This is a genomic window from Emergencia sp. 1XD21-10, from assembly GCF_009936045.1.
In the GTDB taxonomy this organism is placed as follows: domain Bacteria; phylum Bacillota; class Clostridia; order Peptostreptococcales; family Anaerovoracaceae; genus Senimuribacter; species Senimuribacter intestinalis.
Genome location: NZ_QWEQ01000045.1, coordinates 1 through 8,509 on the forward strand (window position 1 = coordinate 1; position 8,509 = coordinate 8,509).

Annotated in this window: 9 protein-coding genes, 1 other RNA gene and 1 pseudogene; 10 read left to right on the forward strand and 1 reads right to left on the reverse strand. The window is 37.1% G+C overall.

All coding sequences use genetic code 11. The annotated features are described in order from the left end of the window. The first annotated feature begins 42 nt into the window (after window positions 1–42). Window positions 43–402: a transfer-messenger RNA gene (gene ssrA, locus D1151_RS15870) on the forward strand. 25 nt (window positions 403–427) lie between these two features. Here the strand turns inward: ssrA and D1151_RS15875 are convergent. Then, entirely contained in the window at window positions 428–1,552 is a 1,125-nt protein-coding gene (locus tag D1151_RS15875; RefSeq protein WP_161909520.1) for a tyrosine-type recombinase/integrase, read from the reverse strand. 1,052 nt (window positions 1,553–2,604) lie between these two features. On the opposite strand from D1151_RS15875, the gene D1151_RS15880 reads away from it, so the two are divergent. From D1151_RS15880 to D1151_RS15920, 9 genes and pseudogenes are all read left to right on the forward strand, one after another. Beyond that, window positions 2,605–3,597, forward strand: coding sequence for a virulence RhuM family protein (locus D1151_RS15880; RefSeq protein WP_160203280.1), 993 nt, complete (start codon window positions 2,605–2,607; stop codon window positions 3,595–3,597). A 28-nt stretch (window positions 3,598–3,625) separates the two neighbouring features. Continuing rightward, a complete protein-coding gene (locus D1151_RS15885) occupies window positions 3,626–3,880 on the forward strand; it encodes a hypothetical protein (protein ID WP_160203281.1) in 255 nt (84 codons plus the stop codon). 339 nt (window positions 3,881–4,219) lie between these two features. After that, window positions 4,220–4,378, forward strand: a pseudogene (locus D1151_RS15890) (TnpV protein); the annotation flags it as partial. Window positions 4,379–4,535: 157 nt separating this feature from the next. Then, window positions 4,536–4,904, forward strand: a complete 369-nt coding sequence (locus D1151_RS15895; RefSeq protein ID WP_330588373.1) for a GntR family transcriptional regulator — start codon at window positions 4,536–4,538, stop codon at window positions 4,902–4,904. After that, window positions 4,905–5,774: an ABC transporter ATP-binding protein gene (locus tag D1151_RS15900; RefSeq protein WP_161909522.1), complete on the forward strand. Its 870-nt coding sequence runs from the start codon at window positions 4,905–4,907 to the stop codon at window positions 5,772–5,774. Window positions 5,775–5,778: 4 nt separating this feature from the next. Next, on the forward strand, window positions 5,779–6,405 hold the full coding sequence (locus tag D1151_RS15905; RefSeq protein WP_330588372.1) for an ABC-2 transporter permease: 627 nt from the start codon (window positions 5,779–5,781) through the stop codon (window positions 6,403–6,405). 11 nt (window positions 6,406–6,416) lie between these two features. Continuing rightward, window positions 6,417–6,803 carry a DUF3592 domain-containing protein gene (locus tag D1151_RS15910; RefSeq protein ID WP_161909523.1) on the forward strand — a complete coding sequence of 129 codons (387 nt, stop codon included), beginning with the start codon at window positions 6,417–6,419 and terminating at the stop codon, window positions 6,801–6,803. 333 nt (window positions 6,804–7,136) lie between these two features. Beyond that, on the forward strand, window positions 7,137–7,646 hold the full coding sequence (locus D1151_RS15915; RefSeq protein ID WP_161909524.1) for an RNA polymerase sigma factor: 510 nt from the start codon (window positions 7,137–7,139) through the stop codon (window positions 7,644–7,646). A 43-nt stretch (window positions 7,647–7,689) separates the two neighbouring features. Continuing rightward, window positions 7,690–8,361, forward strand: a complete 672-nt coding sequence (locus D1151_RS15920; protein ID WP_161909525.1) for a DUF4367 domain-containing protein — start codon at window positions 7,690–7,692, stop codon at window positions 8,359–8,361. Window positions 8,362–8,509: the final 148 nt, after the last annotated feature.

Below are 8,509 nucleotides of genomic sequence, written 5' to 3' on the forward strand. Positions count from 1 at the left end.
AATCTGCTGAAAGTGTTGTAAAATAGCCATATAAACATTTATGGGGGTGTAAAGGTTTCGACGGGGGTGTAGAAGCCGGACCAGCGAGCCGTAGTCGCCAAGTCTACGTTAAAAGTGGCCGTTTAAATATAAACGCTAAAAAGAATAACAATTTCGCATTTGCTGCTTAATTAACGCAGCGCGCGTGTCAGCTCCGGTTTACCTGTAGGCTGGAGATCTGGCATCGATTATACAGGAAAACCTTGCGAGAGTTTCCGGTATCGTAAGGGACTTACGGAATAGTGCTTCTGTCAGCTTGCTGACGGGCGGTCAGAAGCGCGAACTTTAAATCATCAGCTGCGCTCGGAGAAAGTCCTGTGGAAATGCTTTCGGACAGGAGTTCGACTCTCCTCATCTCCACCACAAAAACATTGAAAAACCAACGTTTTTATGCGTTGGTTTTTTTCTTGACTACATTTTGACTACAATTTGTGATATCTTCATAGAATTTCTCTAATTTATCTGATACACCTTTATCAGAACTCCTAAAATAATATTCATATATTTCCTGTGTGATCCTTGTGTTGGTATGTCCTAATCTTTTGGACACATCTACGATTTGCACACCAATAGAGGATAGTATAGCTGCATGAGTGTGCCTTAAATCGTGAAGAGTGGTATCTCTTAAGTCATACTTCTTCAAAAAACGTTTAAACCAGCCATAAGTATTCCTAGGATATTGTGGAGCGCCTTCAGCAGTTGTAAATACATAGCCGCTATCTTTATAATCTTCTTGTATGATACTCATGTTTCTTTTTTGTAGTTCCTGCAGTTCTACAAGCATGGTCATAACAAAAGATGGTACTGTTATGATTCTTGTAGAGCCTTCAGTTTTTGGTGTATCCTCGACTACCCCGATGGCAGGTACAAGGGTTCGGATTCTGTTAATGCTGATAGTACTATCTTTTAAATCGATATCTTTCCACATAAGACCCATGACTTCTCCGATGCGGAGCCCCGTAAAAAGTATAAGAAGCACAGCGGTTGAATGGCATTTGCTTGTTTCAATATCCTTTTCTTTTAGAAGTAGTGATATCAAGTCGGCTATTTCATGCTCTTTGTAGAAGTCTTTTTGAATCTTGTATTTCTTTGTAGCCTTTGGAACTTTTATATGGTCGCAAGGATTCTTTTCTAGCAGTTCCAAGTCCTCTATAGCATACTTGTACAGCGTACTTAGTAAAGATAAAGCACTTTTAATTGTTTTCGGAGCCAATGGATTTCCATTCTGCAAATTTTTTCCGTTCTCTGATAAATCCTTAACCCAATTTCTGACCTGCAATTTCGTGATTTTTCCAATCTGTTTATTGCCGAAAGCAAATTGAATTTGATTCTTGTATAATGTTTCATATCTTCTTGCGGTTGATATCTTTAATTCCGTATTGATACCGCCGTTATTTCTCATAAAATCTTTAAAGAGGGCGTTTAGCGTTGTGGAATCGCTGTTTGTCACCTTGCCGCTAATTATATCGGCTAAAAACAAAGCTGCGTCTTCTTTTAGCTTCTTCTCTGACACATAATCCACTTCCTTGTAGTAGCGACAAGGCGAACCATCAAACTTTGTGCCTCTGGTAATGCAGATTTGTACTCTCCTCATCTCCACCAGACATGCAAAGCCTGCCTTTTGGCAGGCTTTTGTCATGTCTAAGTGAAAGAGAGTCGAACTCGAAAGAGCGTGACCGTGAAGGGAGCAGGTTCGGTGAACCTGCGAGTAGGTCACGGTCCAAGGCGACCGAAAGGGGGAGCCGCAGGACGGCGGGTTGCAGAGCAAGCCGTGTAACTCTCCTCATCTCCACCACAAAAACATTGCAAAACCAACGTTTTTATGCGTTGGTTTTTTATTGACTACATTTTGTTATGTCTTCATAAAATTGCTCTAATTTATCTGACACACCCTTATCAGAACTTCTAAAATAATACTCATATATTTCTTGCGTGATTCTTGTGTTGCTATGCCCAATCATTTGGACACATCAACGATTTGTACGCCAATAGAGGATAATATAGCTGCATGAGTGTGCCGAAGTCATGAAACTTGCTTTTGAAATTATATTGTATTATTTCTTTATTTTTTGAAATAAACTCCATAAATCGCACTTCATTTATTTCGATATTAGTGATATACTGAAAATAGATTCGTTGGATTAAGTTCTTTGTAGATGCTATAGGCAAAGTTGCAAAAAGATCAGATCAGTTGCTGATACAGTATGAAACTATTATGGTCAAAGATAAAAAATCATTTAAAAGATATACGATTGCTGACTAAGAACGTTTGGATCGCATATGATTACCTTAAGCTCTTTCCTGTGACTAGCATTTCCCATGCTGCAAAGCAGTTGGGAAGTTCGTTCAATTCAATATCAATGGATGTGCACGTATTAAGCGAGAATAGTATCGTCATTCAAAAAATGATAACGTGAGGAATCGTATTTGGGAGTATGCTTCTCTTGCATCTCTTTTTATACAAGAATAATGTTCATTTTTAGGGAATATTCAATAAGATTAAGTTATCGGCTGTTTATTCCTGAACTTCAGGCATCTATAAATATCTAATATTCGGAGGATATAATGACGCAATCAAATATCATCATGTACACGACAGAAGATGGAGTCACAAAAATAGAAGTTACATTTGACCATGACACAGTTTGGCTCTCCATAGATCAAATGGCCGAATTATTTCAACGAGATAAAAGTGTAATTGGAAAACATGTAAGAAATATTTTTAAAGAAGGAGAATTGGCAAAAGAAGCAGTTTGGGCAAAATTTGCCTACACTGCTTCTGACGGTAAGACCTATCAGGTAGATTTCTATAATTTAGATGTTATTATTTCCGTTGGTTATCGGGTAAAATCCCTGAGAGGAACACAGTTTAGAATATGGGCTACTTCTATTTTGAAGGAATATATGAAAAAAGGATTCGCATTAGATGATAATCGACTTAAGAATCTCGGAGGCGGAAACTATTTTGATGAATTGTTAGCTCGCATCCGTGATATTCGCTCTTCCGAAAAAGTATTTTGGAGAAAAGTATTGGAAATATATGCAACCAGCATTGATTACAATCCGAAAGCAGAGAATTCAATTATATTTTTTAAACAAGTACAAAATAAAATGCACTGGGCAGCTCATAAGCAAACAGCAGCAGAAGTAATTTATCAACGGGCAGATGCGGACAAAGACAATATGGGATTAACAGCATGGGCTGGAAAGGAGATTAAACGTTCTGATGTAGAGGTTGCAAAGAATTATTTAAACGAAAAAGAAATAGATGCGTTAAATAAAATCGTTATGGCGTATTTAGATATTGCGGAAGTCCATGCCTTGAATCAAGAACCAATGTATATGAAAGACTGGCTGGAAACAATTGACGACTATCTGAAAATGACAAGAAGGGATATTTTAACTACAAAAGGAAGAGTTACACATAAACAGGCTCTTGAAAAGGCGCATGGAGAATACGAGAAATATCGGAAAAAGCAGGAGGATATCCTTTCTCCGGTGGAATGTCATTTTCTTGAAAGTATAGAAGAATTACAAGGGTTGGAAGATAAAAAATAATTTTGCCTAATCTGACGCAAGCAGAAAGGTGGGTTGCAGAGCAGGAATTATTTATCAGCCAACTCTCAGTGAATTTATTGATGTAGAGTACGCCTATTCGCGTATGAATGTATTTGTAACAACTCATGAATTTTTGATTCTTTCAAAAGAAACCAAGAAGGATGTTGTTGCCTTTCTTATTGCAATGAGAAGAAACAAAGAAACCAGCCAAACAGAAGGCTTCATTGCAGAAGAGATAATTTACGAGGAACTTCAAAAGATCATCAGTATAATTCAGTCGTGAAGATTTTGTATTAGCTTTATTTGTCACCTATTTCCATGAGGGTATGAACAGCAATTGTAAGCATAAAGAAATATGTTTGCAATTGCTGTTTTTAATTATTTTTGTCGTGGGCTTGACATATGGGTGCCTTAAACCAGCCATAAGTGTTCTTGGGATATTGTGGGGTGCCCTCAGCAGTTGTAAAGACATAGCTATTATCTTTCTAATCTCCCTGTATGATACGCATGCTTCTTTTTTGTAGTTCCTGCAGTTCGGCAAGCATGTCCATAATAAAAGATGGTACAGTTATGATTCTTGTAGAGCTTTCCAGTTTTGGCGTGTCCTCGACTATTCCGATGGCAGGCACAGGGACGATTTGAAAGGCTCATAGGAAGCATGAAACAGGCACAAGGAAGGGAATGCTTAAAGGAAGAAAATGCCTTAGAATGGACAGAGCGACCCAACAACATAAGAGCTTGTGCGAAGGAGATTGTGAATGGGGAAATTATCTTTGTATAAGCAGATAAAAAGACAGAGTGTAAAAGCTCTGTCTTTTTTTCGAGAGATATATAGGTATCTCTTAGAAAAAGTGAAAGGGTATTGACTTGAAAGTGCTATTTGTATATAATGTGTATGTATAAACATCACACTGAAGGAGGCAGGATATTTGAAGATTGTGATATCTAACACATCAGAAGTTCCTCTTTACCAACAAATCAAAGACCAGATAAAAGACGCTATTTTAAAAGAAGAATTAGTAGAGGGCGACGCACTTCCCTCTATTCGTGCCTTTGCAAATGATTTAAAGGTCAGCGTCTTAACAATACGGAGAGTCTATGATGAATTGGAACAAGAGGGATTTGTAACAAGCCAAGTCGGTATCGGCACTTTTGTTTCTACAAGCAATATTGAATTATTGCGGGATTCCAAGCGGCGGCTTGTGGAGAAAAAAATGCTTGATATGATTCAGACAGCGAAATCTTTGGGCATTAGTAAAGATGAATTAAATGCCATGATGGACATTTTATACGAGGAGGAAAACTAAATGGATAACATTTTAGAAGTATCTGGATTAAGTAAAAGGTATGGTAATTTTGCCTTGAAAGACATCTCCTTTTATTTGCCAGAGGGCTGCATCACGGGATTTGTCGGAATCAATGGAGCAGGAAAAACGACAACTCTCCGAAGTATCTTAGGGCTTACAAACAAAGTGTCTGGAAATATAAACTTTTTTGGCATGGATATGGATGGGAATGAAAGTAAAATAAAAGACCGCATTGGCATTGTGCTTGATGAGGGATGCTTTTATGATGAATTAACGCTCTCAGAAATGAAAAATGTAATTGCCCCTGCTTACAGGAATTGGTGCGAACAGGACTTTATAGATTACATGGAACAGTTTTCATTGAATCCGAAACAGAAAATCCATACCCTGTCAAAAGGAATGCGGATGAAATACGCTTTAGCTCTGGCACTCTCCCATAAAGCGGAACTGCTTATCATGGACGAGCCAACAAGCGGTCTTGACCCATTAGTCCGAGGCCAGCTTTTAAATATATTAAAGGACTATATGGGCAAAGGTGGAAAGGGCGTATTTTTCTCTACACATATTACTTCCGATTTGGAAAAGATTGCAGATATGCTGATTATGATTGATGGCGGTGAGATTGTTTTTCAAGAGGAAAAAGACCAGTTGCTTGACAGTTACCGAATCATAAAGGGCAGCACTGAAAAACTGAATACGGATACAAGAAGGTATTTTTTGAACATTGAGGAAAGTGCGTTTGGCTTTACGGGAATCACAAAACAGGGTTCTGATGTTATGGAGCATATGCAGGATGTTCTTACAGAAAGACCGACAATCGAGGACATCATGGTTGCCAATGTGGAAAGGAGAAAAAAGGATGTTCATTAGCTTAGTGAAAAAAGAATTTCTGATTGTGAAGAAATATGTAGGCATCATGCTTATCGTGTCATTTCTGATTCCGCCCGTTATGCTTTGGCGGATGCCAGAAGCGGCGGGGGCAATGGGATTTACACTTACTGTTATTTTTAGCGTTTTCATGTTGACTCAGTATGTTTCTTTAAAGGAATACCAGTATCCAAAAGCAACTACCCTGCTTTGTGCATTGCCCTATCTCCGTAAAATGATTGTGCTTTCAAAATACTGTTTTTGTTTGATTATTTATGCGGTCTGCTGTTTGGTTTTTGGGATTGACACAATCATTTTCTCGAAATTAGGAACATTTGATATAAGAATGGCGGCTATTGCTTTTTTAGTAATCACGATACCATTATCGTTCTATTTTCCTGCCCTGTACAAGTTGGGATACGAAAAGACAAAATTTGTATTTGTCATAATTATTATGGCATCCCCTGTTTTATTTGCCTTTCTGTTTAAACCAGAAAATGCGGTAAGATTTAGCTTTTTAGACACTATCTCTACAACAACAATAGCAATTTTAAGCGTTATCATCAGTCTTGTCACCTTTTCAATATCAGCCATTCTGTCAATTCGGTTTTTTGAAAACAGTGATTTGACATAGGAGGTTTTCATATGGAACGAGATGTAATAGTCCTGTATATAATAGCGGGCGTATCGTTTTCCTTTGCCTTATTCAACTGTATTCTTTTTGCAATAAAACATGGAAAGACAATGAAAACGAATGGAACGATTGTTTCCATAAAATCAACAAATCCGACAAATGAAAACTGGCGTAATGCAAAATTGGCAGAGATTTCGTATCGGGTTAATGACAGAAACATTGTATCTAAAAATCGCATACAAGTTCCTTTGACATCCAAGATAGGTACACCGATTACCGTTCGTTATGACCGGAACAAACCAGAGAGAATATACAGTTATTCAGCGAAACGAATCATCAAGGGATTTTTAATTGGTATAGGCAGCGTATTGATAGCTGTATTTATGCAAATCCATTAGAGAAAGGGAATTTTTTATAGCAGATATATGAGTAGCCTTCGAATTGGGATAGACTAGAATCAACCATTATATTAGAATTATAAAATTATGAAAAGAAAATATATTTTATATATAATAATGAGATGAAATAAGATTAAATGATAATATATTCAATTAAAACTTGCGCAACCATAATGGGATGCATTCATTATGATGACCGATTTGACTGAAAATAGGCAATATAATGGAAAGCGAGATGGTTGCATTTTATGGTATGAATTTTGCGAAGCAGTCTTGTATAAAAAATTTTTCTACATTAAGTTGTGATAAGGTATCATATAGGAGAATCTAGTTATGGAAGAGGACAAGAAAAAATATGAAACGTTTGAAGAAATGTATTTATCGACATATCGGTTAGTATATATTTTCATTCGAGACTGCACGCAAGATTGGGATGTTGCAGAAGAAGTTTCTGCAATTATTTGGACAAAGATCTCTGAAAGACCGGAGAAATATCTCGACCAGGAAATTCTACAACTACATAATTATATAAGAGCTATGGTGAAAAATGAAATCTGTGAGCAGTATAGAAAAAAGGATCGAGAAAATAGGATACTTGAGAAGGCTTCTGAGATCTTCAATATTTCACATACTACAGAAGACGATTTTCTTCTTAAAGAGAATTTAAATGCCTTAGAGAAAGCAAGGGCGCAGTTATCTGAGGATGAAAGGTTGCTTCTTGAGTTAAGATTTGATCAGGAGCTTAGTATTAAAGAAACTGGAAAAGTGATGGGGATTAATCAAAGCGCAGTTAAGATGCGACAGTGCAGAGTGTTGCTAAAACTAAGAAAGCTGATAGATTAGATCTTTGTATATAAATAAAATTGATAAAATATGGGGAAAAGGTATGAAAGAAAAATTTGATTTACCTGAGGATATGTATTTTGAAAAAGATGGTGAACTTGTCGGCATTATGAATCTTGAGCCGGACCCAAAGGTTCTGTCTTTTGCTAGGGAATATGACGAAAAGCAAGCAAAGAAGAAAAGTAAGCATCGCAGAAAAAGTTATTTACACATCGCAGCGATGATTATGGTGTGTTTTGTGACACTATCTGCGATTACGCTGGAAACATCTGATGCATTCAGAGTGAAAATCCTCCAAGTTTTTTCTAATAAAGAAGATGGATCAGCTACGCTGCTTTCGCAAGATGAAGATGATTTGATAGGGGACTGGAAAGATTATTGGTACCCTACCTATATTCCGGAAGGGTATATTTTGCAGGCGGCAGAAAAGACAGAGTTCGAGAAGGTTATGTTGTTTTCTTCACAAATCGGGACGGAACTTCGTATTTTTGAGCGTTCACCTGAAACCACTATGACTGTCGATACAGATCATACCTCGATAGAACAAATTAAAATAGGATATTATAATGGCTACTTGACAGTTAATGAAGAATATAATCGTTCGAGTATTTATTGGTCAACTGAGGATAGACAGATATGTATTGAAATGACAGGAAAGAATGATAAGGCTGTATTGCTTAAAATTGCAGAGAATCTGCAATATAGGGAAAAATAAGGACAAAGGATTGCTAAAGAAAGTTTATTCTTGAACAAGAATTCACTTTGGCAGAAAATTTTTTAAAAAAAGGTCAATTGCCAAGGTGAATTCCAGTTTGCCTAAGTAAATGTCAGGTACGCAAGAGTGGAGGATGTAAAAAGCTATG

Excerpts from the sequence above, each read along its gene's own strand:
- D1151_RS15880 (WP_160203280.1), top strand. The coding sequence starts at position 2,605 with ATGACGCAATCAAATATCATCATGTACACGACAGAAGATGGAGTCACA.
- D1151_RS15900 (WP_161909522.1), top strand. The coding sequence starts at position 4,905 with ATGGATAACATTTTAGAAGTATCTGGATTAAGTAAAAGGTATGGTAAT.
- D1151_RS15910 (WP_161909523.1), top strand. The coding sequence starts at position 6,417 with ATGGAACGAGATGTAATAGTCCTGTATATAATAGCGGGCGTATCGTTT.
- D1151_RS15915 (WP_161909524.1), top strand. The coding sequence starts at position 7,137 with ATGGAAGAGGACAAGAAAAAATATGAAACGTTTGAAGAAATGTATTTA.
- D1151_RS15920 (WP_161909525.1), top strand. The coding sequence starts at position 7,690 with ATGAAAGAAAAATTTGATTTACCTGAGGATATGTATTTTGAAAAAGAT.